The organism is endosymbiont of Ridgeia piscesae (assembly GCF_001443665.1).
GTDB classification, from domain to species: domain Bacteria; phylum Pseudomonadota; class Gammaproteobacteria; order Chromatiales; family Chromatiaceae; genus Endoriftia; species Endoriftia persephonae.
Window position 1 is genome coordinate 98,706 of sequence record NZ_KQ557117.1, and the last position, 24,856, is coordinate 123,561.

23 protein-coding genes are annotated in these 24,856 nt (G+C 57.6%); 14 read left to right on the plus strand and 9 right to left on the minus strand.

The window, feature by feature from the left end:
* Positions 1 to 76: 76 nt before the first annotated feature.
* The gene (locus tag Ga0074115_RS02730) at positions 77 to 541 is read left to right on the plus strand and encodes a rhodanese-like domain-containing protein (protein ID WP_057955977.1); all 465 of its coding nucleotides are present in this window, start codon (positions 77 to 79) and stop codon (positions 539 to 541) included.
* Positions 542 to 611: 70 nt separating this feature from the next.
* Here Ga0074115_RS02730 and cysG read toward each other — a convergent pair whose 3' ends face one another.
* A complete protein-coding gene (cysG, locus tag Ga0074115_RS02735; RefSeq protein ID WP_057955978.1) occupies positions 612 to 2,036 on the minus strand; it encodes a siroheme synthase CysG in 1,425 nt (474 codons plus the stop codon).
* Between the two features lie 167 nt (positions 2,037 to 2,203).
* Between cysG and Ga0074115_RS02740 the strand changes: the two genes are divergently transcribed.
* The 3 genes from Ga0074115_RS02740 to dsrE2 all read left to right on the plus strand — a co-directional run bounded on the left by Ga0074115_RS02740 (position 2,204) and on the right by dsrE2 (position 3,432).
* On the plus strand, positions 2,204 to 2,533 hold the full coding sequence (locus Ga0074115_RS02740; RefSeq protein WP_005960772.1) for a rhodanese-like domain-containing protein: 330 nt from the start codon (positions 2,204 to 2,206) through the stop codon (positions 2,531 to 2,533).
* 143 nt (positions 2,534 to 2,676) lie between these two features.
* Positions 2,677 to 2,907, plus strand: a complete 231-nt coding sequence (locus Ga0074115_RS02745; protein ID WP_057955988.1) for a sulfurtransferase TusA family protein — start codon at positions 2,677 to 2,679, stop codon at positions 2,905 to 2,907.
* 45 nt (positions 2,908 to 2,952) lie between these two features.
* A complete protein-coding gene (dsrE2, locus tag Ga0074115_RS02750) occupies positions 2,953 to 3,432 on the plus strand; it encodes a sulfur carrier protein DsrE2 (protein WP_057955979.1) in 480 nt (159 codons plus the stop codon).
* A 105-nt stretch (positions 3,433 to 3,537) separates the two neighbouring features.
* Here the strand turns inward: dsrE2 and Ga0074115_RS02755 are convergent, their stop codons facing one another.
* Complete coding sequence (locus Ga0074115_RS02755) at positions 3,538 to 4,809, minus strand: OmpP1/FadL family transporter (RefSeq protein ID WP_060528182.1); 1,272 nt, start codon at positions 4,807 to 4,809, stop codon at positions 3,538 to 3,540.
* 636 nt (positions 4,810 to 5,445) lie between these two features.
* On the opposite strand from Ga0074115_RS02755, the gene Ga0074115_RS02760 reads away from it, so the two are divergent.
* The 5 genes from Ga0074115_RS02760 to Ga0074115_RS02780 all read left to right on the plus strand — a co-directional run bounded on the left by Ga0074115_RS02760 (position 5,446) and on the right by Ga0074115_RS02780 (position 11,151).
* Positions 5,446 to 7,797, plus strand: coding sequence for a PAS domain-containing hybrid sensor histidine kinase/response regulator (locus Ga0074115_RS02760; protein WP_057955980.1), 2,352 nt, complete (start codon positions 5,446 to 5,448; stop codon positions 7,795 to 7,797).
* The gene (locus tag Ga0074115_RS02765) at positions 7,787 to 8,386 is read left to right on the plus strand and encodes a response regulator transcription factor (protein ID WP_232432871.1); all 600 of its coding nucleotides are present in this window, start codon (positions 7,787 to 7,789) and stop codon (positions 8,384 to 8,386) included. Before Ga0074115_RS02760 ends, Ga0074115_RS02765 begins: the two co-directional genes overlap by 11 nt.
* A gap of 376 nt (positions 8,387 to 8,762) precedes the next feature.
* Positions 8,763 to 9,677: a selenium metabolism-associated LysR family transcriptional regulator gene (locus Ga0074115_RS02770; RefSeq protein WP_057955982.1), complete on the plus strand. Its 915-nt coding sequence runs from the start codon at positions 8,763 to 8,765 to the stop codon at positions 9,675 to 9,677.
* Positions 9,674 to 10,069 (plus strand): hypothetical protein, encoded by a 396-nt coding sequence (locus Ga0074115_RS02775; protein WP_057955983.1) that lies wholly within the window; start codon positions 9,674 to 9,676, stop codon positions 10,067 to 10,069. The genes Ga0074115_RS02770 and Ga0074115_RS02775 overlap by 4 nt, the downstream gene beginning before the upstream one ends.
* Before the next feature lie 29 nt (positions 10,070 to 10,098).
* Positions 10,099 to 11,151, plus strand: coding sequence for an AI-2E family transporter (locus tag Ga0074115_RS02780; RefSeq protein WP_057955984.1), 1,053 nt, complete (start codon positions 10,099 to 10,101; stop codon positions 11,149 to 11,151).
* 49 nt (positions 11,152 to 11,200) lie between these two features.
* On the opposite strand, the gene Ga0074115_RS02785 is transcribed toward Ga0074115_RS02780, so the two are convergent.
* The 3 genes from Ga0074115_RS02785 to Ga0074115_RS02795 all read right to left on the minus strand — a co-directional run bounded on the left by Ga0074115_RS02785 (position 11,201) and on the right by Ga0074115_RS02795 (position 14,604).
* Positions 11,201 to 11,389, minus strand: a complete 189-nt coding sequence (locus Ga0074115_RS02785) for a YgaP family membrane protein (RefSeq protein WP_005960763.1) — start codon at positions 11,387 to 11,389, stop codon at positions 11,201 to 11,203.
* 137 nt (positions 11,390 to 11,526) lie between these two features.
* Entirely contained in the window at positions 11,527 to 12,213 is a 687-nt protein-coding gene (locus Ga0074115_RS02790; RefSeq protein ID WP_057955985.1) for a Crp/Fnr family transcriptional regulator, read from the minus strand.
* Positions 12,214 to 12,231: 18 nt separating this feature from the next.
* Complete coding sequence (locus tag Ga0074115_RS02795; protein ID WP_060528183.1) at positions 12,232 to 14,604, minus strand: response regulator; 2,373 nt, start codon at positions 14,602 to 14,604, stop codon at positions 12,232 to 12,234.
* 268 nt (positions 14,605 to 14,872) lie between these two features.
* Here Ga0074115_RS02795 and Ga0074115_RS02800 point away from each other — a divergent pair, with 268 nt between their 5' ends.
* Positions 14,873 to 17,689, plus strand: coding sequence for a hybrid sensor histidine kinase/response regulator (locus Ga0074115_RS02800; protein ID WP_057955333.1), 2,817 nt, complete (start codon positions 14,873 to 14,875; stop codon positions 17,687 to 17,689).
* Between the two features lie 12 nt (positions 17,690 to 17,701).
* On the opposite strand, the gene Ga0074115_RS02805 is transcribed toward Ga0074115_RS02800, so the two are convergent.
* The 4 genes from Ga0074115_RS02805 to Ga0074115_RS02820 form a co-directional block, all read right to left on the minus strand.
* On the minus strand, positions 17,702 to 19,114 hold the full coding sequence (locus Ga0074115_RS02805) for a PhoH family protein (RefSeq protein WP_057955332.1): 1,413 nt from the start codon (positions 19,112 to 19,114) through the stop codon (positions 17,702 to 17,704).
* Positions 19,115 to 19,148: 34 nt separating this feature from the next.
* A complete protein-coding gene (locus Ga0074115_RS02810; protein ID WP_057955331.1) occupies positions 19,149 to 19,625 on the minus strand; it encodes a peroxiredoxin in 477 nt (158 codons plus the stop codon).
* Positions 19,626 to 19,636: 11 nt separating this feature from the next.
* A complete protein-coding gene (locus Ga0074115_RS02815; RefSeq protein WP_057955330.1) occupies positions 19,637 to 20,179 on the minus strand; it encodes a glycine cleavage system transcriptional repressor in 543 nt (180 codons plus the stop codon).
* 83 nt (positions 20,180 to 20,262) lie between these two features.
* Positions 20,263 to 21,351, minus strand: coding sequence for a galactose-1-phosphate uridylyltransferase (locus tag Ga0074115_RS02820; protein WP_057955329.1), 1,089 nt, complete (start codon positions 21,349 to 21,351; stop codon positions 20,263 to 20,265).
* A gap of 197 nt (positions 21,352 to 21,548) precedes the next feature.
* On the opposite strand from Ga0074115_RS02820, the gene dapA reads away from it, so the two are divergent.
* From dapA to Ga0074115_RS02840, 4 genes are all read left to right on the plus strand, one after another.
* Complete coding sequence (dapA, locus tag Ga0074115_RS02825) at positions 21,549 to 22,424, plus strand: 4-hydroxy-tetrahydrodipicolinate synthase (RefSeq protein ID WP_057955328.1); 876 nt, start codon at positions 21,549 to 21,551, stop codon at positions 22,422 to 22,424.
* A gap of 146 nt (positions 22,425 to 22,570) precedes the next feature.
* Positions 22,571 to 23,638 (plus strand): outer membrane protein assembly factor BamC, encoded by a 1,068-nt coding sequence (gene bamC, locus Ga0074115_RS02830; protein WP_232432872.1) that lies wholly within the window; start codon positions 22,571 to 22,573, stop codon positions 23,636 to 23,638.
* Between the two features lie 22 nt (positions 23,639 to 23,660).
* Positions 23,661 to 24,434 (plus strand): MBL fold metallo-hydrolase, encoded by a 774-nt coding sequence (locus Ga0074115_RS02835; protein ID WP_005965878.1) that lies wholly within the window; start codon positions 23,661 to 23,663, stop codon positions 24,432 to 24,434.
* A 190-nt stretch (positions 24,435 to 24,624) separates the two neighbouring features.
* Positions 24,625 to 24,856 (plus strand): FAD-dependent oxidoreductase (locus Ga0074115_RS02840; RefSeq protein WP_198295028.1); only part of this gene is annotated, 232 nt, incomplete at its 3' end.

A 24,856-nucleotide genomic window follows, 5' to 3' on the forward strand; every position in this document is an offset into this window, starting at 1 on the left:
CATCTTGGGTCCGGAATCCCAATCTGCTTCGCCCAGATCCATTCAGAAGCTCCCTAACGAGTCCGAGAAGAATCTAATGAAAAAATTTCTGCAACTGATCAGCGATTGTCTCACCGATGTGGGAGAGATCATGCCCTGGGATCTGGAAGAGCGACTGCAGGCTAACCCGGAGTTGTTGGTGGTCGATGTGCGTGAGCCCTACGAGTACGATGCGATGCATATTGAGGGCTCGCTCTGCGTCCCCCGCGGCATCCTCGAATCGGCCTGTGAATGGGATTATGAGGAGACCATCCCGGAGCTGGTGCGGGCGCGTCAGCGTGAGGTGGTGGTGGTTTGCCGCTCCGGTTATCGTAGCGTGCTGGCAGCCTTCTCCTTGATGGTGTTGGGCTATGAGAATGTGGTCTCGTTGAAGACCGGTCTGCGCGGCTGGAACGACTATGAACAGCCCCTGCTGGATGTGGCGGGCGAGCCGGTTGATATCGAGGCGGCGGATGACTATTTCACCTCAAGGGTGAGAGAGGATCAGCTCAGCCCAAAGTAGCTCTTTTGAGCGCCGGCGTAGAAGCGAGTTGGAAACTTGCAGGGGCGCAGCTTGTGCGCCCCTGAGCTTCTCAGAAGTCGATTGGCGAGGTGGCACCCTGTTCTGAGCGCGGTGGAGCCTGATACCAGGAGAGCTTCTCCTGCAGCTCCACCACCCGGCCGACAATGATCAGGGTCGGCGGCTTCGGTTGTTCCCGTTCCACGATCTCCAGGATGTTGGCCAGGGTGCCGGTGAAGACCCGTTGTTTATGGGTGGTGCCCTGCTGCACCAGGGCAATCGGCATATCCGCTGGCACCCCGTGGGCCTGTAGCTGTTCACGGATTACCGGTAGTCCCATCAGTCCCATATAGAAGACCACCGTCTGGTGCGGTTGCGCGAGCATCTCCCAGTTGAGGTTGATGCTGCCATCCTTCAGATGGCCGGTGACAAAGGTGACCGACTGGGCATAGTCGCGATGGGTCAGGGGGATGCCGGCGTAGGAGGCGCAACCAGCCGCCGCGGTGACGCCGGGCACCACCTGGAACGGCACTCCCTCGGCGGCCAGGGTGTCGATCTCCTCTCCTCCGCGGCCAAAGATGAACGGGTCACCGCCCTTCAATCGCACCACCCGCTTGCCCTGTTTTGCCAGTTTCGCCAGCAGCTTGTTGATCTCCTCCTGGCGCATGGCGTGTCTGTCCCGCTCCTTGCCGACATAGACCCGTTCCGCGTCCTGACGGGTCATCTCCAGGATCGGTTGCGCCACCAGCCGGTCAAACACCACCACATCCGCCTGCTGCATCAGGCGCAGGGCGCGGAAGGTGAGCAGGTCAGGGTCACCTGGGCCAGCTCCAACCAGATAGACTTCACCCATCTCGTCGCTAGGTCGGGCCTTTTCGAGCGCCTGCTCTAACAGATGTTCGGCCTCGTCGGCATGTCCGGAGAAGACCCGTTCCGCGACGCCGCCCTGCAGTGCTCGCTCCCAGAAGATGCGGCGGTCGCTAGGCTTGTGGAAGGTCGTTTTGACTTGATCGCGAAACTGGCTGCAGAAGGCCGCCAGGCGACCGTAGCCGGCCGGGATCAGTGATTCAAGCCGGGAGCGAATTAGGCGTGCCAGTACCGGCGAGGCGCCGCCGGTGGAGATCGCTGCGACTACCGGCGAACGGTCGATCACCGAGGGCATGATAAAGCGGCACAGCTCGGGCTGGTCGACCACATTGACTGGGATGCGCTGTGCCTCAGCCAACTCGGCGATCTGGCGGTTGACGTCGGGGTCATCCGTGGCGGCGATTACCAGGCGGCATTCATCGATGTCCGCCGGCTCGAACTCTCGCGCACGGTGAGTGATGGCGCCGTCTGCGGCGAGAGATTCCAGGTTTGCGGTGAGTTGGGGGGAGACCACGGCTACCTTGGCACTGGATTTAAGCAGTGCAGAAACCTTGCGTTCAGCGACCTGGCCGCCACCAGCGATCAGGCAGGGTTGTTCGCGGATATCGATAAAAATTGGGAAAAAGTCCATAAATACAACCGATTGTTTTGTTGGTCAGGAAGATGACAGATGGCGTTCGTTCGGCTTGGTTGTGCGGTGCAAGGTCGCAGTGTGCAGTAGCCCGTGTCGCTGGGGGGTTGAAATATGCAGAAACATTAATATACTAATGCGCTCGGTTATTCAATAGGATTTTTATTGTGATAGTTCAGGAAATCGATGCTTCCGATCTGCAGACCCGTCTTTCCAATGGTGAAGAACTCCAGTTGCTCGATATTCGCAGTGCTGGTGAGGTAGCGCAAGGCATGTTGCCGAACTCAGAGCATATGGCAATGCATCTGATCCCAATAAAGATCAATGACATCCCCAAGGATAAGGATGTTGTTCTTTACTGTCACAGCGGCGCTCGCTCCCATCATGCCTGCGCCTATCTTGCCCAGCAGGGCTTTACCAACGTCATTAACCTGCGCGGCGGCATCCTGGGATGGGCCCGTTCAGGTTATGAGATCGCTGCCCGTATGGCGGGCTGATCGAGGCGGATATCGCCATCTGACAGGAGGTTGGGCGGAGTCGGGAGACGCTTTTTTTCTTGCGTTTCATTAGCGCTTCGCATATAAACTAGCTCCCGTTATTTCATACATTTCGAATAGAATCATATTCTGGAGGTCCTACCATGGCTGACTTCGATCAAGAACTGGATGCAAGCGGACTGAACTGCCCTCTGCCGATCCTGCGTGCAAAAAAGGCCCTGGCCGGTATGGAAGCCGGTAAAGTGCTGCACATCATCGCTACCGACCCGGGTTCTGTGAAGGACTTCGAGGCCTTCTCCAACCAGACTGGTAATGAGCTGATGGAATCCAAGGAAGTCGGCGGCAAGTTCGAGTTCCTGATCAAGAAGTCCTGACCTCTCGATCACCATCCAGATACTCCATAACGAGGAGAGACATCGATGGACGAAAAGAAGTTAGCCATCATTGCGACCAAGGGTTCCTTGGACTGGGCCTACCCGCCCTTCATCCTGGCCTCGACCGCATCCGCCCTCGGTTACGATACTGAGATCTTCTTTACCTTCTACGGTCTGCAGCTTCTGAAGAAGGATCTGCAGCTGGAAGTCACCCCGCTCGGCAATCCCGGTATGCCGATGCCGATGGGTATGGACAAATGGTTCCCAGTACTGGGTCTGACACTGCCCGGTATGCAGGGCATGATGACCAGCATGATGAAAAAGAAGATGGCAGACAAGGGTGTTGCCAGTCTGGAAGAGCTGCGTGAGCTCTGCCAAGAGGCCGAGGTGAGGCTGATCGCCTGCCAGATGACTGTTGATCTGTTCGAGCTTGATACCGCTGAGTTTATCGATGGTGTCGAGTACGCTGGCGCGGCGCGATTCTTTGAGTTTGCCGGCGAAAGCGATGTCTGCCTCTACATCTGATCCGTTGTTTTGAGCAGCCCAAGCGCCGTCCCCACAAGGGGCGGCGCTTTTTTTTTATGGATGAAGAAACCCGGGCAGCAGCCCGGGCCGTGGTCTGAAGATGATCTACATGAAGACGCGGTTGATGCTGATGCCAAACAGGTGTACATCGGAATCGTAGGTGCCGTTAACCACGCTGGTGCCGTTCAATTCGGTTCCGGTTGGGGCGGGCTGGTTGAGAGTGCGCTCGTCGAATTTCACATACATATAACCAACATCGAGCGACCAATCGTTGTCAAAATTGTGTCCCACACCAACACTGAACAGGTGGCGGTCCGCATCGGGTACCCGTACGCTAAAACGCTCATCGCCCTGTGGGGTCTCGTCGAAGGTATAGCCGGCACGCAGCTGGGTTGCCTGGGTGAGATCATAGGTACCGCCGATGCGATAGGCGTTGACGTCTTTCCATTTGTTCTCGCTGGTCATCAGGGTGGTGCTATAGGTGCTGTCCTTGACGATGGTGGCGTCGAAAGAGCTCCAGCCGGTACGCGTGAAATCGAATTCCAGCGCCAGCTTTTTGGTGGTCTGGTGGCGGATGCCTAGCTGCAGTCTTGATGGCATCTCCAGACTGGTATTGGCGTCCGAGTTGCCGGTTGGGGACTGGATTTGACCATCGACCGGGATATCGGAGGAGGTGTGGTAACTGCCGCCAAAACTCCAGTCGCCGGCGACATAGAGTCCACTCAAGTGGAAACCGACGCCCCTGCCGTCGCCCTCTAGCGTGACATCGGGGAAGCTGGCACCGTCGTTTACCTTGCTGTTGAAGATCACCTTCTTCAGCCAGTAGAGGTCAACGCCTGCGGCGAGACTAGCATTGTCGTTGAGTTTGTAGGCGAGGGCCGGGCTGAAATCGACGATTTCAAGCTTGGAACGGGTCGGCATCGAGGTTCCAGGAGCATAACCGCCTGGGTTTTGCGCAGACTGGATGAAGGTCGAGCTAGACCAATCGGTCTCCAGCCCGAACGGGGCGTTGACGGCCAGGCCGATACTCCAGTTTTCTGTCAGGGTATGGTGTGCGCTGATCGAGGGCACTGCCACCAGGCCATTGCCATCACTGTCGAAGGTTCCGTTGCCGGTGGTGACACTGAGGCCGGGTTTGATCAGTAGGGCGCCGAAGCTGACAGAGCTGCCTTCATGAAAGGCCATGGCGGACGGATTGTAGGGCAGGGCACCCAACTCCTTGTGATTGGCGACCATCGCGTTGGATGTGGCAAGACCGGCTACGCTGAGCTCGGGAACCGCAAATCCAGATGCCGCTACTTGTTGTGCCGAGAAGGCTGCTGTCACTCCGCAGGTAATTGACAGTACCTTGATTTTAAAAGATTTATTCTTGCTCATGGGTCTCTCCGCCCTTGCTCTGATGGTAGTCCTCCTGCCTGCAGATTCTGCAGGACCCGCATGAGGCTAAGAGATTCCAGAGAAAAATTCCATAGGTGGAAGAAAAAACCTTATATTCAAGTTGAATATTGCAGGAGGCGTAGGTGCCGATGTAGGTGCGGCGTGTAGCCACGAATGATCCTGAGGATTCCCTCATGATCTCCTTTGCTCATGAGTCGTTTGTCTGCTTTGGCGTACATCTGACTAACCTTGTTTTGCTTGGTCCAGCCAAGCACCTCTAAAAAAGGTGGGCCACCTTCTTTTCCTATCAAGGCTAAAGATTCATATTCTTTGTGCCGAGACACATGGAAGCGCTGAATGAATTATGGATGATAGCCTTGTGGCCAAAACTCCACAGCTGCTTCGTTTGTGCCCCAAAGGTATTTTTTGTAGGCATAAGCTTGGCGATAGATCAGCCATTACACCGCACAGGGGTGTGCAAGTGTTGTGGTGACAGGATGTTGTTGAGCAACCCTGCGATTTCCACCTTGCATCGAAAAAGCTGGCCTCACAATCCCACTCGCCCAGATTCATGCAGAGGCTCCTTAGTGATTATTGGTATGAAAGCATTCGATAGCTCGGTTCGGGAAAACGCGCATGAACAGAAAACCCAGAACTGCCACCCACTCATCCATACCGACGGATGATTTGCTCGAAAAAATCCTTTGTGAGGGCGTCGCTGATATCCTGACATCTGTCGGTGAGGGTATTGTGATACTGGATCGGTCAGGCGTGGTGAATTATTGCAATCCCGCCGCTCTTGAGCTTCTTGATTACTCACAAGAGGAAGTGTTGGGCTTGGTGTTTCACGATGTCGTACATAACAAGGGCGGGGAGGATTCAGCGCACGACATAGCAGACTGTCCCATCCTCTCCACAACCCATCGTGCTGAGGAGTACCAATCCGAAAGTGAGGTGTTTCTGGCGAAGGAAAACAACGCTATACCCGTACGGATCACCGCCAGAGCAGTCGTTCATGGGGGGGTGATGGTCGGCAGCGTGATCTCTTTCCATGATATCTCTGTCCGTAAAGAGGTTGAACGCAAGTTGCGGGACAGTGAGGAGCGCTTCGAACTTGCTGTCCAGGCTGCCAATGAGGGCATCTGGGACTGGAACATCCGCACCGGTAAGGTTTACATATCTCCACGCTGGAAGATGATGCTTGGCTTTGAGGCTCACGAACTGGAAAACAGTCTCGAGACCTGGACATCCAGGGTTCATCCGGAGGATCTCTCCCAGGCGATGATGGATCTAGAGGACTACCTAGACGGTAAGCGGCCTGAGTATGAAGAGACTATCCGGGTCATGCACCACGACGGGAGTTACCGTTGGCATCGCAACCGCTGGATCGCCATTCGTGACGAAAGTGGCATGGCAGTGCGCATTGTTGGCACCTGTAGTGATGTCACCGAAGACGTGTGTCTGCGTGAGAAACTGGAACATGCCCTTGAGAGAGCCGAAGCCGCCAACCTGGCGAAAAGCGAATTTCTTGCCAATATGAGCCACGAAATCCGCACGCCCCTGACCGCCATCATCGGCTTTGCCGAGTCGACATTTGAGAGTGGGCAGAGCATGGAAGAGCGGATAGAGTCGATTGGCGCCATCATTGCCAACGGCCAGCACCTGCGGGTGCTGATCGACGATATCCTGGACCTCTCGAAGATTGAGGCCGACCGTCTTGAGATTGAAGAGATCGAGATCAATCTTATTGGCCAGCTGACAAAGTTTGTCAGTAGCATCAAGGCCCAGGTGGAGCAAAGAAATCTTGGCTTCGGTATCCACTACGTACCACCTTTGCCCTCCACGATTCTCACCGATCCCACCCGGCTGCGACAGATTCTCTACAATCTCTGTAACAATGCGATGAAGTTCACCGAGCATGGTGATCTACGTGTGATCATCAGTTGCGATGTCCCTTCTAGAAAACTGCTAGTGACCGTTTTCGACTCGGGCATCGGTATGACTCAGGAACAGGTCGAACGTATCTTCGAGCCTTTTGTACAGGCTGATTCCACGGTGGCTCGGCGCTTCGGCGGAACGGGCCTGGGACTCAATATCTCGCGCCGCTTGGCGCATCGTCTTGGCGGTGATATTCAGGTGCTTAGCCACCCTGGTACCGGCAGTGTGTTTGTACTGACTATCGATACTGGCCACATTGATGAAGACAAGTTGCTCTATGAATTCAGAGACCTTCCCCAGGAAGATGAGAGAACAGGAAGCAGTCGGCGGCCGCCCAGTGTCCAGGGCAAAATTTTGCTGGCTGAGGATAACCTTTACAACCAGCGTCTCATCTCACTTTATGTCCGTAAGACGGGGGCCGAACTCGCGATTGCCGAGAATGGCGAACAGGCAGTTGAGATGGCGTTAAGGGAGACCTTCGATCTAATTCTTATGGATCTTCAGATGCCTATCATGGGGGGATTGGATGCCACCCGCATGTTGCGTCAGACGCTCTATCCTGGACCTATCGTTGCGCTAACCGCACATTCCATGATTGGCGACCGTAGCAATGCCCTGGAAGCTGGCTGTACGGACTTTCTTAGCAAGCCCGTTGATTGGCCGGCATTGTATGAAGTGATAGGTAAATATCTTCCGGAAGATGACGGCAATCCATCATTTGCACTGCCTGGCAGCCTACCCGACATGGGCGACACAGAATTTACCGAGCTGGTAGAGAAGTTCATAATAGAGCTTCCCGGCAATATTGAACAGTTGATTGCACACAGTGGCAAGGGTGAATGGGACGAGGTCCGGGCGCTGGCCCACCAGCTGAAGGGTGTTGCTGGTGGGTTCGGTTTTTCGGGTATTACCCAGCTTGCCGGTGATATTGAATTCCAAACCACGAGACAGTCTACCCAGGAGGCTGTTTATCTGATTCAGAATCTGCAAGAACTAGTCATGGATCTTATTAACAAGCACTTGCACAATCGAGAGAATGATGAATCTTAAACGTTTGCATGATGCACTGCTGAGTTTTGGAAAACCCCTCTCACAGCCAATATATTGTAATAAAGGTCAATTGCTCGCCAATACGGGCATGGTGATAGACGACGAGGAGCTTTATCGTGAACTGCTCGACTTCGGCTATGTCGTAGCCGAAGATGAGGAGAAAGATGACACTCAGGCCGAACAGAGTGTGACCTCCGCTATGGACTACGGGGTACTTATCGCCGATGACACGCCATTGATGCTCGACACGCTGGAGAATCATCTGAAGGCGATCGGTTTCATACGCATCCTACGGGCCAACGATGGTGAGATCGCAATGGCGAAGGTTGGGCGCTATCGCCCAGAAGTGGTGTTCCTCGATATCGATATGCCGAGAAGAAATGGCTTGGAGGCTCTGGAAATCCTCAGAGAGGAGTTTCCGGATCTATTTATCTGTATGCTTAGCGCTCACAGTTCGCTGGACAATGTACGCACCGCTCTGAGTAAAGGTGCCTCCGGATTTCTTGTCAAACCCTATCAGCGGACGCGGTTGGAACATATCCTTAATCAATTTTTGTCCACCCAAAACGCGGCCCTCGAGATAGCCTGAACCCCATAATCCGACAGCCTCCTAGCCGTGGGTCAGACCAGATCGACCGCTGATGCTCTAAAAGCGTCCAGTGCGGCATCCTGAAACATCGCTCAGGGCAAGCCTTTGATAGTCTCTCGATAGAAGTGCGGAGCGAAAGCAGGCGCCATCAGTGGTGGCGCCTGCGCAAGATTCTATCGTAGATCTGTACCCACATATGTTGAGACTGTATCTCGAAATGTTGGATTTGCAGGGGGGGGGAATGAGGCTGCAGTTAGCCGCGGCAGGATGCTGGGGAGAGGGTAGGTTGGATGTGAATTAGCATTCACTCATAGACTCAATTTGTGATATAAGGTGATTTTATCTATACCCATAAAAGCATTTTTGCGGGATTTATATGGCTGATCGCAGACTTCAGGTTTTTCACACAGTTGCGCGTTTGCTGAGCTTCACCAAGGCAGCCGAAACACTCCACATGACTCAGCCGGCGGTCACCTTCCAGGTGCGTCAACTCGAGGAACATTTCAACACCCGTCTGTTTGATCGTACCCACAACCGGATCAGCCTCACCGAGGCGGGTGAGCGGGTGTTTGAATATGCCGATCGTATCTTCGATCTCTATGCCGATATGGAAAACTCGGTGCGCGAGATGACTGGCGAGATCCGCGGCGCGCTGACCATCGGTGCTAGCACCACCATCGCAGAGTATATGTTGCCGGCACTGCTCGGTAATTTTGGTCATCGCTACCCGGAAGTGACGATTCACCTGCGGGTATCCAACTCCGACGGGATCGTCTCGATGGTGGAGAACAACTCCATCGACCTGGGGGTGGTGGAGGCGCCGGTCGGTAACAAAAATCTGGTGGTTGAGGTCTGCCGTAAGGATCAGCTGGTGGCGATTGTGCCGCCGAGCCATGTGCTGGCCGAGCGCAACTCGGTTGGTTTCAAGGAGTTGATCGAGTATCCGTTCATCTGTCGAGAAGAGGGTTCGGGCACTCGCGAGGTGATCAACGAATATATGTGCCACCAGCTGGGTAACTGTAACAATGGCCTGACTATCGCCATGGAGCTGGGCAGCCCGGAATCGGTGAAAGGTGCGGTCGAGGCCGGTATGGGGGTCTCGGTGGTGTCGCGTGCCTCGATTCAAAAGGAGCTGAAGCTGGATACGCTGCGTGCGATCCCGCTCGATCCGCCGCTGGAGCGCCCCTTCTCTTTTGTGCACCAGAAACAGAAGTTTCGTCTGCGGGTGATGGAAGAGTTGCTCGATTTTGCCCGCGCTTACTGTGAACAGCACCAGAGCGAACTTGCATGATGATGCCCTCTCCTGCAGCGGGCAGGCCGCAAAATGCACAACAGCGGCATCTGCTCAAGTTGTTCAACGAACTGGATGAGGCGGGCCGCCGCAGTCTGCTCGACTATGCCGAGTTTCTGCAGACGCGTACGAGTCAGGAGACGATGGCGGAGCCCGAGCCTGAGCCACTGCTCGAACCCAAGCTGATCCCCCGGCCTGAGAATGAGTCGGTGGTGAAAGCGATCAAGCGTCTTTCCGCCAGTTTTTCGATGCTGCCACGGGAGGCGCTGTTCAATGAGACATCCTCGCTGATGATGGCGCATGTCATGCAGGGGCGCTCCGCGCCGGATGTGATTGATGAACTGGAAGCGCTGTTCGAAGCGCACTATCAGAAGTATCGCCAAGGCGGCTAGTATTCGTCGTTTTGGCTGGGAGATCTGGTATGCAGGCCATTACCAACTGGTTCAAACGCTACTTTTCTGACCCGCAGGTTGTCTTTCTGACGCTGCTGCTGCTGTTGGTGTTTGGTGTGGTTCTCACCATGGGCGACATGCTGGCGCCAGTGCTGGCAAGTCTAGTGATCGCCTATCTGCTGGAAGGCGTGGTGAGTCAGTTCGAACGGCGCGCCTGGCCGCGGTTTCCAGCGGTGATCCTGGTGTTTATCTGCTTTCTGCTGTTTGTGGCGCTGATCCTGCTCGGCCTGATGCCATTGCTGTCGCGTCAGGTGACCGAGCTGATCCAGCAGTTTCCGGCGATGCTCTCTTCGGGACAGCAGGTTCTGCTGCAGTTGCCGGAGCGCTATCCTGAGATTCTCTCCGAGGCGCAGATCAAGCAGATCATCAGCGGCATCCATGCGGAGATCGGCGCCTTCGGGCAGCAGGTGCTCTCCTGGTCGTTGGCCTCGGTGGTGAGTCTCATCACCCTGGCGGTCTATCTGATCCTGATGCCGCTGCTGGTGTTTTTCTTTCTCAAAGACAAGTCATTGATTCTGGGCTGGATCAACCAGTTTTTCCCGAAGCATCGTCGCTTTGCTGATACCGTCTGGTCGGATGTGGATCGGCAGATCGGTAACTATGTGCGCGGCAAATTCTGGGAGATCATCATCGTCTGGGCGGCGAGCTTCGTGGTGTTTTCCCTGATGGGGCTCAACTATGCGCTGCTGCTGGCGGTGATGGTGGGGTTGTCGGTGATTATCCCCTACATCGGGGCGGCAGTAGTCACCTTCCCTGTGCTCTTCGTGGCCTGGTTTCAGTGGGGTTGGTCGGCCGATTTTGCCTGGCTCACCGCCGCCTACTTCATCATCCAGGCGCTCGACGGTAACGTGCTGGTGCCGCTGCTCTTCTCTGAGGTGGTCAACCTCCATCCGGTGGCGATTATCGTGGCGATCCTGGTGTTCGGCGGCTTCTGGGGCTTCTGGGGGGTGTTTTTCGCGATACCGCTGGCGACCCTGGTGCAGGCGGTGCTGGTGGCCTGGCCGCGTCAGCCGGCGGGTTAGAGTTGGCCGCAGGGCAGTGGCGCTGTCCTGCGGCCTCAGATGCGATCAACTATTTGTTGGTATTCATTCCGATCAGCGGATAGATCGGGCACCAGTTGATCAGCGCGGTGAACAGAGGCACGATGCCGATGGCGCCCCACCAGTTGATCGGGTCACTCAGGACAAAGCCCCATACCAGCAGTGCGATACCTACGATAAGGCGCAGAATGCGGTCGATACCGCCAACGTTTTTGGTCATGGTTTGATCTCCGGGTTTGCGTTGCGTCGGACAGTGAGGGGATGCATCGATCGAAACGAATCCACTGCACCCCCAATGTGCTGCCCATCATAAACACAGAGGTGGGCAAACTATGTGACTTAGTCACATTGATAAGGTCACTGTTCTTGTGCCTTTTCTTCCAGGGCTTTCAAATCGCTGAGATCGATGTGACCACGGCTGGCGTGGATCATGCCGCGACTCTCGAACTCTTTGAGGATGCGGCTGACCACTTCGCGGGAGGTGCCGAGATCAGAGGCGATCTCCTGGTGTGTCAGGTGGATCTGTCGGCTGTTGCCGGAGGTGGCGCGCTTTAGCAGCAGCGAGGCGATGCGTCGGTCGACCCGCTGGAAGGCGATGGCTTCGATGATGCTGATGACATCTCCAAGACGCTCAGAGACCAGGCCAAATAGGTAGGCGCGCCAAGGTGGATAACGCTCCATCCACTGCTGGATTTCGGCGGCGGGGATGACCACCGCCTTCAGCGCCTCCTCGCAGACGGCAAACGCTGGGAAGGGGCGCTGGCTGATGATACAGGAGGCGGTGAGAATACAGCTCTCCCCCGGGCCGACCCGGTAGAGGGTGATCTCGCGGCCATTCTCACCGAGCTTGAAGACCCGGGCGGTGCCGTTTAGCACCAGTGCCAGATGCGAGCACTGCATACCCTCCTGGCAGATCGGTTGTTGTGGGTCCAGCCGCACCAGATTGCTGTGGGCCAAGAAGTGGCGCATCAGCTCATCCTCAGGCTCAGGCAGAAACGGGAAGCGCTGACGGATCTGCGCAATGGTTTGTGGGTCTGAGATCATCCCGTCTGGCTCCCCTGCTTAGGCAGAGAAGAAATCGGACTGCACCAGATCAGCATGTTGCTCCCAGGTTTTCGGGATGCGTGAGGGGTTGTCGATGCGGGGTAGGATAATCTTGATCTGACGTTTCTGAAGCTGACCGGTGATTGCGTCAATCTTGTCCTGCTTCGCTTTGACCAGTCGTTTCGAGAGGCGCACGCAGTCGGGTTTGAGAAAGCCCAGTACCTTGAAGGCGGTTTCGTTGCCGATAAAGCGTGACAGGATCACATTGATGCCCATCTCTTGCAGGCTGCGGATGTAGCTTTTTGCCTGTTTCAGATTGGCGGCCAGATCGGCCAGATCGAACTCGATAAAGATGCCAGTACCCACCAGCTGTCTGAGGCGCAGCTGCTCACGAATCCAGCTGAGGTTCGACGTATCCTGGACCGACTCCATCGACTGATGGATGATCAGCGCTGTCGGTCGCCCTTGCTGGCGGCGCTGGTCGAGTACCGACAGGGCGTGTTCCAGCAACCAGCGGTCGATCTTTTGGAACAGGCCGGTGCGCTGGGCAACCAGGTTGATGCGGGCGGTGGGGATCGATTCTCCGTGGCTGCCCATCAGTCGGGGGATCAGCTCATGGAACTCTAGGTTACCCCCCTGGGTATCGCTGTAGGGGAGGAAGAGCAGCTGGATCGAGTTCTCCTCCAGCGAGTGGCTGATGTGTGAAAACAGCGCCTCATCGGAAGAGTCTTCATCCAGCGGCTCCTCTTTAACCGAAAACTGCACTACCTGGTTGATGCCGGTGGCACGGGCAGAGGAGGCCGCGTTGGCGCTGCGCGAGAGCATCTCGCTGGCGGTGAAGAGCGAATCGTCTAACTGGCAGAGGCCGACATTGGGGATGATTCGGTGTTCGCGGCCGCCAATGACAAAGCGGTGTGATGCGATCTGTTCACGGATTTGCTCGGCGAGCGCATTCAGGTTGTTGATGTGGGGGCGCTGGGCCAGTACCACGATGGTCCGTTCGTCATAGCGGGCGGCGATATCCTGGGGTTCGATGCTGCCAGAAACCATGCTGCCGATCTGCCGCAGTAGGTCATCCGCATCCTGGCCGTTGGCGCTGCCGCCGCCTCTTCTGCGGATATCGAGCTCCAGGTAGATCACGCCGAGTCCGGCTGATGAGGGGTCGGACTTGAGCAGCAGGCTGTCGAGATGCTCATAGAAGTGCCGGCGGGTTGACAACCCGGTCAGCGGGTCGCGCGAATTGACCGGTTTCTGGGTCTGCTGCAGCATCCGTGAGCGCTGGATGCGATTGATTACGGTGGTGATCAGAAAGCGCGGCCGGATCGGTTTGGCGATGAAATCGTCGCCGCCGACGCTGAGGGCGTCCAACTGCTTTTCGGTATTCTGCTCACCCGAGAGAAACACGATCGGGGTACCGATAAACTGCGGCTGTTCGCGGATGATGCTGGTCAGCTCGATGCCGTCGGCATCGGGCATGTAGAGGTCCATCAGGATCAGGTCGGGGCGGTATTGGTCGAGGGCCTCGAGGATCTTGAGTGGTTCGGTGACGATCAGCGAGTCGATGCCCGATTTGCGTAACACTGCACTGGCGAAATCGGCCTGCGCTGGATCGTCTTCGACGATCAGCACCCGGTAGCTGGGGCCCTCGTCTGGTTCGGTCATGGTGTGGATTCTGTCCGCCAGTTCGGAGATGTCGTAGGGCGGTACAAAATAGCCCTCGGCACCGGCGCGCATCGCCTGCAGGCGTAGCTCCAGCTCCTTGGCGCGGGACAGAAACAGCAGCTTGGGCACTGGCTTCTGCTGCTTCTTCAGCTGCTCGAAGGCATCGGTGATGCTCTTCAAGGCCGGCAGATGCACGGTATCGATGAGCAGCAGCTGCGGCACCCGTTTTTCCATCTCGGCAAGCAGGTCGTCGGCCCGGCTGTAGGTCAGCACGATGCACTTTTTTGCCTCCAGCGCGGCCACCAGTCCGGGGGCGATCTCCTCGGTGTGACGCAGATAGTAGATGGCCTCATCGGTGGGCTGACTTGGAATGGCGAGGTTGAAGTGGCGTGCGCAGACGGTGCTGAGCGCCTGCTGCAGGCGGGCCATCTGTTGATCCAGCTCCGCCAGCTCTGTTTCGTTGGGACGTAGGCCTGAGTCGACAAACTGACCCAATTCGGTCTCCAGGGAGAAGACCTCCTGGCTGATTTCGAGCAGACCGAAGCGACCTGAGGCACCGGTCAGGTCCTGGATCTGGTGGTAGAGGCGAGCGCAGAGAATCGGATCCCAGTGCGCGTCGAGCGCTTGCCAGGATTTATCAATCGCCGCAAGCCGTTCCGGAAGATGGCCCAGAAATATCTGCTTGAGCTCTTCGGTTTTGCTTGTCTGGGGCTGTCTGCTGTCCTGCATATCTTATAAGGTGACGGGCGTTGGTTTTAGCCTGCTGCTAGAGACGTGATAAAACAATGCAGTTTCACTCAAATCGGTGAGACAAGTCCAGCCAGCTTCTAACTCTGATGAAAAGAAGAATTAATCGACTTTTTGGGAAAAATGGAGCCATTCCAGGTAGCTAGGGTAGTAATTTAAAGAATATGCTACTTTTAGTCGGGAGCCCTATTTGTGGATGTGTTAACAGTTGCCGGCTTGTGCGAGTGACGGAAAGTTGTGCGGAAGTCCAATGGAATCTGAGAACCGGGAAGAGATAAACGTAAAGTCGGAGCAGGTGCGGTTGCTCTATGCCAGGGGCATGGTGCTGTTGCCGATCAACCTACTGGTGTTTGCCGCGCTCGCCTGGCTCAAGACTCCCTGGGAGACGGACTGGGGTATGGTCTGGAGCGTCGGCCTGGCGCTGCTTCTGCTGGGGGTGTTTGGGCTGGTAGCGATGGGGCGTAGGATCCCTCCTGCACAGCTGGAGCGTTGGCGTTATCCATTTATTGGTGGGCTGCTGCTGATCGGGCTGCTGTGGTCGGCAGCGTTGCTCCAACTGATGATAGAGCCGTTTACCTCGGCAGAGTTGTGGAGTTTTTCGCTGATCGGTGTGGTGGTGCTGTTTTCCGCCATGCTGGTGAGTATGGATGGGCTTGCCAGCGCCACCTTTCTGTTGGCAGTACTGCTGCCGCTGTTTGCTGGCATGCTGCTGACGCCGCTGGCGCTGCCGGAAGGCGGCTGGATTGGTCTGATCGTCTACGTCTGTTCCCTGGTTGTGCTGGTGATCTGGTCTGTGCTGAACCAACAGCGCCTGCTGTTATTTGCGGCCAACCGCTCGCTGCTGCGCGAGCGTATGCTCCAGGCCGAGGGGCAGCTCTCTGAACTTACCAATCGCTTGAGCATGGAGAACGATCAGCGTCGAGACGTAGAGCGGGAACTGTCGCTGGCGAAGGAGGCGGCGGAGACGGCGAATATGGCGAAAACAGAGTTCCTCGCCACCATGAGCCACGAGATCCGCACGCCGTTGAATGGCATCCTGCCGATCCTGGAGATGTTGCGCGAGACCAAACTCAGCGCCGAGCAACGTCAGTTTGTGATGACCGCGCTCAACTCCACCCAACTGCTGCTGAGTATCATCAACGACATCCTCGATTTCTCAAAGGTGGAGGCCGGCAAGCTGGAGCTGGAGTTCATCGAGCTGAATGTGCGTGAGCTGGTGGAACAGGTGACCTCGCTGATGACTAATGCCGCCGATCGGCGTGGCCTGAAACTCAAGCACAAGGTGGCGCCCGAGGTGCCGCGTTCCGCCCGTGGTGATCCGATCCGGCTACGCCAGATCCTTACCAACCTGGTGAGTAACGCGGTCAAGTTCACCGAGAAGGGGGGGATCTCAGTAGAGATCTCGTTGCGCCACGCCAGCCGCACCGAGGTAGAGCTACTGTTTGCGGTGCGCGACACCGGTATTGGTATGTCGGAGAAGCACGTCAACCGGCTGTTTCGCCCCTTCTCTCAGGCCGATGCCTCAACCACCCGAAAACATGGTGGCACCGGTCTGGGGCTGGCGATCTGCAAGCGTCTGACCGAACTGATGGGTGGGCGCATCGGCGTCAAGTCGGTTCGCGGCAAGGGCTCGCTATTCTGGTTCGTGGTACCGCTGCGAAAATCCCTTGAGGAGGTGCCTTCGGCGCGGCGGGATCTGCAGGGGGTGCGTGCGCTGATTCTGGGTGGCGATGCAGAGGAGACCGACCAGATTGCCCACCACATGCTCGACTGGGGCATGGTGGTGGAGCAGTCGGGCGATCACTACGATGCGATCAACAAGCTGAAGGCCTCCGCCACCCTAGGCGAGAGCTGGATGTACGAGCTGGTGGTTATCGATGTGCGCGGGCTGGTGCCGAACGTGATCCAGCTGATCGAGGATATCCGCGCCCTGCCACATATGTCGGGTGTCGAGTTCCTGATTCTCAGTGGCGATGGCGCCGAGGGGAAAAAACTGAAGAAGATGGGCGTCGATGTGCTGCTGGCGCCGTTCCGGCGGATCGAGATCGAGCGCCGCGTGAAGCGTATCTTCGATGTGCAAGAGGGTTACGGCGGTTCCCACTCGCTACCGGATGACCTGATCCCGCGCATGCCGGATGAGACCTTTACCTGGGATGATAATCAGGCAGCCAAGAATATTCTCTCGAGGAACAAGGATGGAGAAAAGCAGACCGTCCAGCATACGCCGCTGGTCGGTCATGTGCTGGTGGTGGAGGACAACCCGGTCAACATGGCGGTGGTGAAGAAGATGCTGCAGAGAGCTGGCCTGACGCCGGTCACGGCGATGGACGGTGCAGAGGCACTGAAGATGGTCGGCGAAGAGAATTTTGACGTGGTATTGATGGATTGCCAGATGCCGCGCATGGATGGCTACGAATCCACCGAGGCGATCCGCAATCGCGAGGAGATGAATGGCCTGTCGCGCTTGCCGATCATTGCGATGACTGCCAACGCCATGGCCGGTGACCGGGAACGCTGTTTGGCGGCGGGCATGGACGACTATCTGGCGAAGCCGGTGAAACCGTCAGCACTGGAGAACATGCTGCGTCAGTGGTTGCCGATGCGAGAGGTGCTGGAGGAGGATGACGATTTCGATGGCCTCTCCTCTGGAGATTCGGAGCTGGAGTTCGATTCCCGGGAGCTGGGTCGGGAGGTACGGAACATGGTCTCGGAGGGGCAGAGTGTGATCGACCTGGGTGTGGTCGAAGAGCTGGTGGAGATCATGGATGCCGACTTCATAGCGGTGCTTAACAGCTATCTGGAGAATGCCCCAATCCTGATGCAGGGGATCGCCGATGCGGTGGCGGCAGAGGATCTGGAGGCCCTGGTGGGCCCCGCCCACTCGCTCAAGTCGAGTAGTGCGAATGTGGGGGCGATAGAGCTCTCGACGCTGGCGAAGGAGCTCGAGTTTATGGGGCGCCAAGGGGAAGGTAGCGATCTGGACGAAAAGCACCGGCGCATCGAGGAGGTCTATTCTCTCTCGGAGAAAGAGTTACAGGCGATCGTCGAGCGCGGCTCGGTGATCTGAACCCTGTGCCTCTCAGAGGCTCTCCGAGGCAAAGTCGGCGAGGCGTGAGCGCTCTCCCCTGAGCAGGGTGATGTGGCCGCTGTGGGGCCAGTCTTTGAAACGGTCCACTACGTAGGTCAGACCGGAGGAGGTCTCGGTCAGGTAGGGAGTGTCGATCTGCGCCACGTTGCCGAGGCAGACGATCTTGGTGCCGGGGCCGGCGCGGGTGATCAGGGTCTTTATCTGCTTCGGTGTCAGGTTCTGCGCCTCGTCGAGGATGATGTATTTGTTGAGAAAGGTGCGCCCGCGCATGAAGTTGAGCGAGTGGATGCGGATCCGTGAGCGCAGCAGATCCTCGGTAGCGGCGCGCCCCCAGTCGCCGCCCTCAGTCTGGGTTAGCACCTCCAGGTTATCCATCAGGGCACCCATCCAGGGGGTCATCTTCTCCTCCTCGGTGCCTGGCAGAAAGCCGATATCCTCGCCCACCGGTACTGTTACCCGGGTCATGATGATCTCGCGGTAGAGATTCTGGTCGAGGGTCTGCGCCAGTCCGGCGGCCAGGGTCAGCAGGGTCTTGCCGGTGCCGGCAGTGCCCAGCAGGGAGACAAAGTCGATCTCTGGGTCGAGCAGCATGTTGAGGGCAAAGTTCTGCTCCCGGTTGCGCGCATTGATGCCCCACACCGAGTGTTTCTGGGCACGGTAGTCGTTGACCAGCTCGATGATCGCTTCCTCCCCCTCCTTGCGGCGCACAATCGCCTCGAAGCCGTGGTCGCAGTCGAGGAACAGACACTGGCTCGGGTACCAGGCTGCCACATCGGGGCCGGCGACGCGGTAGAAGGTGCGTCCCTCCTCTTGCCAAGCCTCCACCTCTTTGGTGTGGTGGTCCCAGAAGTCGTCGGGCAGCTGTGCCTCGCCACTGTAGAGCAGGCTGACATCATCCAGCACTTGGTCGTTGGAGTAATCCTCCGCCGGGACCCCCAGGGCAGCAGCCTTGATGCGCATGTTGATGTCTTTGGAGACCAGGATCACGGTGCAGTCGGGATGCTCCTCCTGCAGCGCCAGGGTGGTGATCAGGATGGTGTTATCGGCGCTGGTATCGGGCAACGCCAGGGGGTGGTCGCTAAGCAGTTGGCGGGTCTGGAAGAAGAGTTTGCCAGTGACGCCAACGGTGGCGTTGCCACTCAGCTCCAGGTTGTTCAGCGGCAGCCCACTGGTGATCTGCGCGTGGCTGGCATCGGTTAGCAGCTCGTCGAGAAAGCGGCTGGTCTGGCGCACATTGCGCGCCACTTCCGACATGCCGCGTTTGTTGCGGTCGAGCTCCTCCAGTACTGTCATCGGCAGAAAGATGTCGTGCTCCTGAAAGCGAAAGAGAGCGCTTGGATCGTGCATCAGCACGTTGGTGTCAAGCACAAAGATGCAGGGTTTTTGGCGGCTGGTTTTTATCATTGGGATGGCCCGCTAGGTTGTTGGCTCTCTCGGTTTAAGTTGCGGCGCGCATTGCCTTTATCGCTTTGAGCACCTCTTCGGCGTGCCCCTTGACCTTAACTTTGCGCCACTCTTGTCGTAGCACCCCCTGCTCGTCGATCAGGAAGGTGCTGCGCTCGATGCCTCTGACTTGTTTGCCGTACATATTCTTCAGCTTGATTACGTCGAACAGGTTGCAGAGTGCCTCCTCCTTGTCGGAGATCAGCTCGAATGGGAACTGCTGCTTCGCCTTGAAGTTTTCCTGCGCCTTGAGGCCGTCCCGGGAGGCGCCGAGGATTACCGTGGATTGGCGACGGAACTTGTTGATCAGGGCGCTGAAGTCGCGTCCCTCGGTGGTGCAGCCGGGGGTGCTCGCCTTGGGATAGAAGTAGAGCAGTAGCGGCTTGCCTCGATAGGCGGAGAGCCGGCTTTGCTGGTTGCCGGTGAGCAGCAGCTCAATGTCGGGGATAGGCTGGCCGATTTCCATGCTCATGATGTTTGCTCCTAGGCTCCTTTGATCGGCTCCAGTACGCCGTCCAGGTTGAGGCTGTCGCAGTAGTCCATGAAATCGTCACGCAGCGTGGCGATGTGCAGGTTGGCGGGAATGCCAACGCTCATGGTGACAGAGAACATCGGCGTGCCGGTGTGAGCGGCGGCGTAGCTGCTGGTGACCATGTCTTCAATATTGATCTGGCGTTCCGAGAAAAACTCCGCCAGCTGGTGCACGATGCCGGGGTGGTCCATGGCAACCACCTCCACTGCATAGGGCAGCTGATTGCTGGATGGGGCGCGTTCCTTGGTGCGCTTGGCGATGATGGTCAGGCCGAGGCGCTTTTCGATCTCTGGCAGGGCGCTCTCCAGCTTGGCCAGGGTGTTCCACTGGCCCTCCACCATCAACAGGATTGCGAACTCGCCGCCGAGCACTGTCATACGACTGTCGACGATGTTGCACTCACCTTCCAGAATGGTTTTAGACAACTCGTTGACGATGCCCGGCCGGTCCCGGCCGAGGGCGGAAATCACCAGAAAGCTACTGGGTGCAGGCATGGATTAACCCTTAACAGTGTATTGATGTAATGGAGCCTGCTGGCAATTGCTCCGACAGGCTGCTGGCAGTCTATCACCCTACATCAGTCGTCGGGTATCTCCACCGAGCGCAGCTGTTCCGCTGCTAGCTCCGGGCTGACGGTGCTGACAAACAGTCCGGAGCCCAGCTCGAAGCCGGTCGGGATGCTGGTGCGCGGGCAGATTTCCAGGTGCCAGTGGTAGCTGTCGCTGCAGCCGTCGAACTCCTCACCATGGGGTTGGGAGTGGAGGAAGAAGTTGTACTGCACGCCGCCCACCACCTTGTCGAGGCGTGCCATGGTGCGTTTCAGCACGCGCGCGAAGTCGCTCAGATCGTCGCGGTTTGCCTTGAGGAAGTCGGACTGGTGTTTCAGCGGCAGGATGTGGATCTCCCACTCGAAGCGGCTGGCGAAAGGCTTGATCGCGACGAAGTGTTCACCGCGCTCGATCACATACTGGCCGACGTTGACCTTGCGCCGGATCTGGCCTGAGTCGCGGTCGTAGATGGTGGCCTCGTAGGTCAGTGCCTCGTCGATCAGCGAGCAGAAGACGCACTGGCCGTACTTCTTGAAATATTCGCGGCTGTGGTGCACCTCATTCTGCACGTTTTCCGGGACCACCGGGGTGGCGATGATCTGACTGTGGGTGTGCGGGATGCTGGCCCCCGCCGCTGGACCGAAGTTTTTGAACACCAGCACATACTTGAGCCGGCTATCAGAATTGTATAGCTCGGCCATGCGCTCTTGGTAGGTGTAGAAGAGGTTGGTGAGGTGTTCACGGGTCATCTCGTGCAACGCGATACCGTGGTTGGGATTGTCGATCACCACCTCGTGGCGGCCATAGCCGTCGATCACCTGCTGCAGGCCAAACGCGATATTGCTCTGCGGCTTGTCGTCGCCCAGTACCGGGTAGAGGTTGGGCACAATGCGCATCTGCCACTCCTTCTCATCCGGGTAGGCTTTGATCGCCGGCGGGGTCTTCTCCTCGTTGCCGCGGCAGAAGGGGCAGGTCTCGACGTGTGCGCGGCTCTCGCGCTGCACCATCTCCTCCGCTTTTTTGGGCCGCATGCCGCGGGCGGTTGCCACCAGCACCGACTCGGTCGGTACGATGGGGTTGATTCTGATCTCTCTGATAAACTGATTCTCTTCGGACATTCTCGGGTCTCCACTGCATACCCAGGCTGAGCTGAATTTTAATGAATCCGGCCCCGATCCAGTGGGGCTTGACGCGCTTGCTTGAACTATCTAACGGAAATCTGTGACAGGAACAAGTGTTATTCGGATGACTTGTCAGGCTCGCAAACAGCGCGCTACCATAGCGCGGTTTAATCCGCTGAAAAAGGTTGGGGAAGATGTTCCGTGGCAGCATGGTGGCGTTGATCACGCCCATGAACGAAGACGGCTCAGTGAACGAAGAGTCGCTGCAGCATCTGATCGAATTCCATATCGAGCAGGGCACCGATGCGATCGTCGCGGTGGGCACCACCGGCGAGTCGGCTACTCTCGACGAACCGGAGCACTGCGCGCTGATCCGTCAGGTGGTTGAGCAGGTCGCTGGTCGAATCCCGGTTATCGCCGGTACCGGCGCCAACTCCACTCGTGAGGCGATCAGTCTGACCCACTGCGCGAAACAGGCGGGTGCCGATGCCTGCCTGCTGGTCACCCCCTACTACAATAAGCCGACCCAGGAGGGTCTCTATCTGCACCACAAGGCCGTGGCGGAGGCGGTGGAGATCCCGCAGATCCTCTATAATGTGCCCGGTCGCACCGCCTGCGACATGCTGCCCAAGACCATCGCACGTTTGGCTGAGCTGCCCAACATCGTCGGGGTGAAAGAAGCGACCGGGGATCTCGGTCGGTTGAGCCGTATCCGCGAGCTGTGTGGGGAGGGTTTCGAAGTTTACAGTGGCGACGACGCTACCGGCTGCGAGTTCATGCTGCAGGGTGGCAACGGGGTTATCTCGGTCACCACCAACGTGGCGCCGCGGCAGATGAGCCAGATGTGTAAGGCGGCGCTGGCCGGAGATCGCGACGCCGCTGAGCAGCTCGACCGCCAGTTGGCGGGTCTGCACCAGGCGCTGTTTGTCGAGTCCAACCCAATCCCGGTCAAATGGGCCATGCACCACCTGGGCCTTGCGCCCGAAGGTATACGGCTGCCTCTCACCTGGTTGTCGGAGGGACAGCAGCCCGCTCTGCTCGCCGCGATGCAACAGGCGGGCGTCTGCTGAGTCCGGCAGAAGAACTTGTCGCCGCCCTTGAAGCGGCGCAGCACTTATAATTAACCTGATCAAACGCTATGTCTCTCATCTTCTCCCGGCTCTCTGTTCTCCTGCTTCCTCTCGTGCTGCTGTCCGGCTGTAGTTCTGTCGGTGAGGTGGTCACGGACAAGAAGACCGAATACCGCAACCAGCGCCAGATGACCGAGGATCTGGAGATCCCGCCAGATCTGAGTCGCTCGGGGATCAACGACGCCATGACCATCCCCGGTGTCAGCACCTCCTATTCGGAGTTTGCCGAACGTCGGGAGGGAAGCTCGCTCAACAGCGTAAAACTGGCCGGCAATCAGGTGTTGCCTGGCGTGGAAGGGATCAAGGTAATGCGCGATGGCGACCAGCACTGGCTGCTGATCGACTCCCCAGCGGATGAGGTCTGGCCGCTGGCGGTGGAGTTCTGGCGCCAGGCCGGCCTGCTGCTGGTGGAGCAGGATCCCACTGTCGGCATCATGCAGACCGACTGGCTGGAGAGTCGCGCCGATATCAAACAGGGATTTCTTACCGAGCTGTTTCGCAAGGCGTTCGACAGTGTCTACTCGTCGGCCACTCGTGATCAGTTCCGGGTGCGCATCGAGCCGGGCGAGCAGGCGGGTACCACAGAGCTCTATCTGACCCATCGGGGCATGGAGGAGCATCTGAAAGAGAACCCCGGCGGTGACTCTGATACCACCTTTTGGACGCCGCGTCCCAGCGAGCCGGGCATCGAGGTGGAGATGTTGCGCCGGATGATGATCTTCATGGGCGCCGAGCAGCAGGCCACCGAGCGGATGCTGGCGCAGCCGCAGCAGCGCAAGATGCGTTCCCAGATGGTGAAGCGCGATGGCTATGCTGCGCTGCGCATCAACGAGGGTTTTGCTCGCGCCTGGCGTCTGGTGGGTATGGCGCTCGACCGGGTCGGTTTTGCGGTAGAGGATCGCAACCGCTCGGAAGGGATCTATTTTGTGCGCTACAATGACCCGGACAAGGCTGCTGGCCAGGAGAAGGGCTTCTTCTCCAAGCTTGCCTTCTGGACAGACGACGAGCAGATCGACACCAATAATCAGTACCGGGTCAGACTGGATCAGCAGGCTGAGGTGACTCTGGTCAGCGTGGAGAATGAGGCGGGTCAGCCCGAGTCTTCCACCACTTCGCAACGCATCCTGACTCTGCTGCACGAGCAGATTCGCTAGATCGTGATACAGGAATAGCGCGTTGCGCTTCGCCTCCCTCGGCAGCGGCAGTCGCGGCAACGCCCTGTTGGTCGATAGCGGTGGCGTGCGGGTTCTGCTGGACTGCGGTTTCCCCGCAACGGAGGTTGAACGCCGTCTGCAGCGTCTGGGGGTGGAGGCCGGGAGTATCGATGCCATCATCGTTACCCATGAGCATGGTGACCATCTGCGTGGGGTTGGACCGCTTGCCCGCCGCCATGAGATCCCAGTCTGGATGACGGAAGGCACCCGCAGCCTGGCTCAGGCACGCTGTGGTGAACTGCCGGAGGTGCATGCCATTGACAGCCACTGCAGCCGCTTTTGCATCGGCGATCTCAGCATCGAACCCTTCCCGATACCGCACGATGCCCGGGAGCCTTGCCAGTTTGTGTTCCAGAAAGGGGGGCTCCGCCTTGGGGTGGTGACCGATGCCGGCTGTATCACGCCACATATCGAGGAGCGTATCGCCGCCTGCGATGCGCTGGTGCTGGAGTTCAATCACGATACCGAGATGCTGGCCAACGGTCCCTATCCCGCCTCGTTGCAGGCGCGGGTTGGGGGCAATCTGGGCCATCTCAACAATGAGCAGTCGGCGGCGCTGCTGAGAAAACTCGATTGCGGGCGCATTCGCCATCTGTTGTTGGCCCATCTGAGTGAAAAAAATAACACGCCCGAGCAGGTGACTGCCGCCGTGGCGCGCAGTGCGGAGACTCTACTCGAGCGTGCTGTGGTTGCACGGCAGTCTGAGGTGGCTGGTTGGTTTGATCTCGAAGGCTAGCCTTATTTGTTATATTAATTCATTCTAAATTATTGAAAATCCTTTGATTTTCAGTTGGTTGAGTGTATTGTTTCGGCTGTTTTGATTTAATAGTGGCCCCACAAAAATATAGGGGGCTTTCCAGGTAGTAGCCGCCGCTTGACGGCGGACCATGACGAATACAAGACCAAAGAGGTCAGAGGAGTTTTCTATGGCACATGTTGTAGTGTTGGGTGCCGGGACCGGTGGTATGCCGTGCGCTTATGAGTTGCGTGCTGAATTGGGCCGGGAACATGAGGTGACGATGATCAACGAACGGGAGTACTTCCAGTTCGTACCCTCTAATCCCTGGTTGGCAGTCGGCTGGCGAGACCGTTCCCACATCACCTTCGATATTCGCCCCCACCTGGAGCGCAAGGGGATCAACTTCATTGCCAAGCGGG

Bases quoted from the DNA above. Each gene is read 5' to 3' on its own strand.
- Ga0074115_RS02730 (WP_057955977.1), top strand. From the start codon at position 77: ATGAAAAAATTTCTGCAACTGATCAGCGATTGTCTCACCGATGTGGGA.
- cysG (WP_057955978.1), bottom strand. From the start codon at position 2,036: ATGGACTTTTTCCCAATTTTTATCGATATCCGCGAACAACCCTGCCTG.
- Ga0074115_RS02745 (WP_057955988.1), top strand. From the start codon at position 2,677: ATGGCTGACTTCGATCAAGAACTGGATGCAAGCGGACTGAACTGCCCT.
- dsrE2 (WP_057955979.1), top strand. From the start codon at position 2,953: ATGGACGAAAAGAAGTTAGCCATCATTGCGACCAAGGGTTCCTTGGAC.
- Ga0074115_RS02755 (WP_060528182.1), bottom strand. From the start codon at position 4,809: ATGAGCAAGAATAAATCTTTTAAAATCAAGGTACTGTCAATTACCTGC.
- Ga0074115_RS02760 (WP_057955980.1), top strand. From the start codon at position 5,446: ATGAACAGAAAACCCAGAACTGCCACCCACTCATCCATACCGACGGAT.
- Ga0074115_RS02765 (WP_232432871.1), top strand. From the start codon at position 7,787: ATGAATCTTAAACGTTTGCATGATGCACTGCTGAGTTTTGGAAAACCC.
- Ga0074115_RS02770 (WP_057955982.1), top strand. From the start codon at position 8,763: ATGGCTGATCGCAGACTTCAGGTTTTTCACACAGTTGCGCGTTTGCTG.
- Ga0074115_RS02775 (WP_057955983.1), top strand. From the start codon at position 9,674: ATGATGATGCCCTCTCCTGCAGCGGGCAGGCCGCAAAATGCACAACAG.
- Ga0074115_RS02780 (WP_057955984.1), top strand. From the start codon at position 10,099: ATGCAGGCCATTACCAACTGGTTCAAACGCTACTTTTCTGACCCGCAG.
- Ga0074115_RS02785 (WP_005960763.1), bottom strand. From the start codon at position 11,389: ATGACCAAAAACGTTGGCGGTATCGACCGCATTCTGCGCCTTATCGTA.
- Ga0074115_RS02790 (WP_057955985.1), bottom strand. From the start codon at position 12,213: ATGATCTCAGACCCACAAACCATTGCGCAGATCCGTCAGCGCTTCCCG.
- Ga0074115_RS02795 (WP_060528183.1), bottom strand. From the start codon at position 14,604: ATGCAGGACAGCAGACAGCCCCAGACAAGCAAAACCGAAGAGCTCAAG.
- Ga0074115_RS02800 (WP_057955333.1), top strand. From the start codon at position 14,873: ATGGAATCTGAGAACCGGGAAGAGATAAACGTAAAGTCGGAGCAGGTG.
- Ga0074115_RS02805 (WP_057955332.1), bottom strand. From the start codon at position 19,114: ATGATAAAAACCAGCCGCCAAAAACCCTGCATCTTTGTGCTTGACACC.
- Ga0074115_RS02810 (WP_057955331.1), bottom strand. From the start codon at position 19,625: ATGAGCATGGAAATCGGCCAGCCTATCCCCGACATTGAGCTGCTGCTC.
- Ga0074115_RS02815 (WP_057955330.1), bottom strand. From the start codon at position 20,179: ATGCCTGCACCCAGTAGCTTTCTGGTGATTTCCGCCCTCGGCCGGGAC.
- Ga0074115_RS02820 (WP_057955329.1), bottom strand. From the start codon at position 21,351: ATGTCCGAAGAGAATCAGTTTATCAGAGAGATCAGAATCAACCCCATC.
- dapA (WP_057955328.1), top strand. From the start codon at position 21,549: ATGTTCCGTGGCAGCATGGTGGCGTTGATCACGCCCATGAACGAAGAC.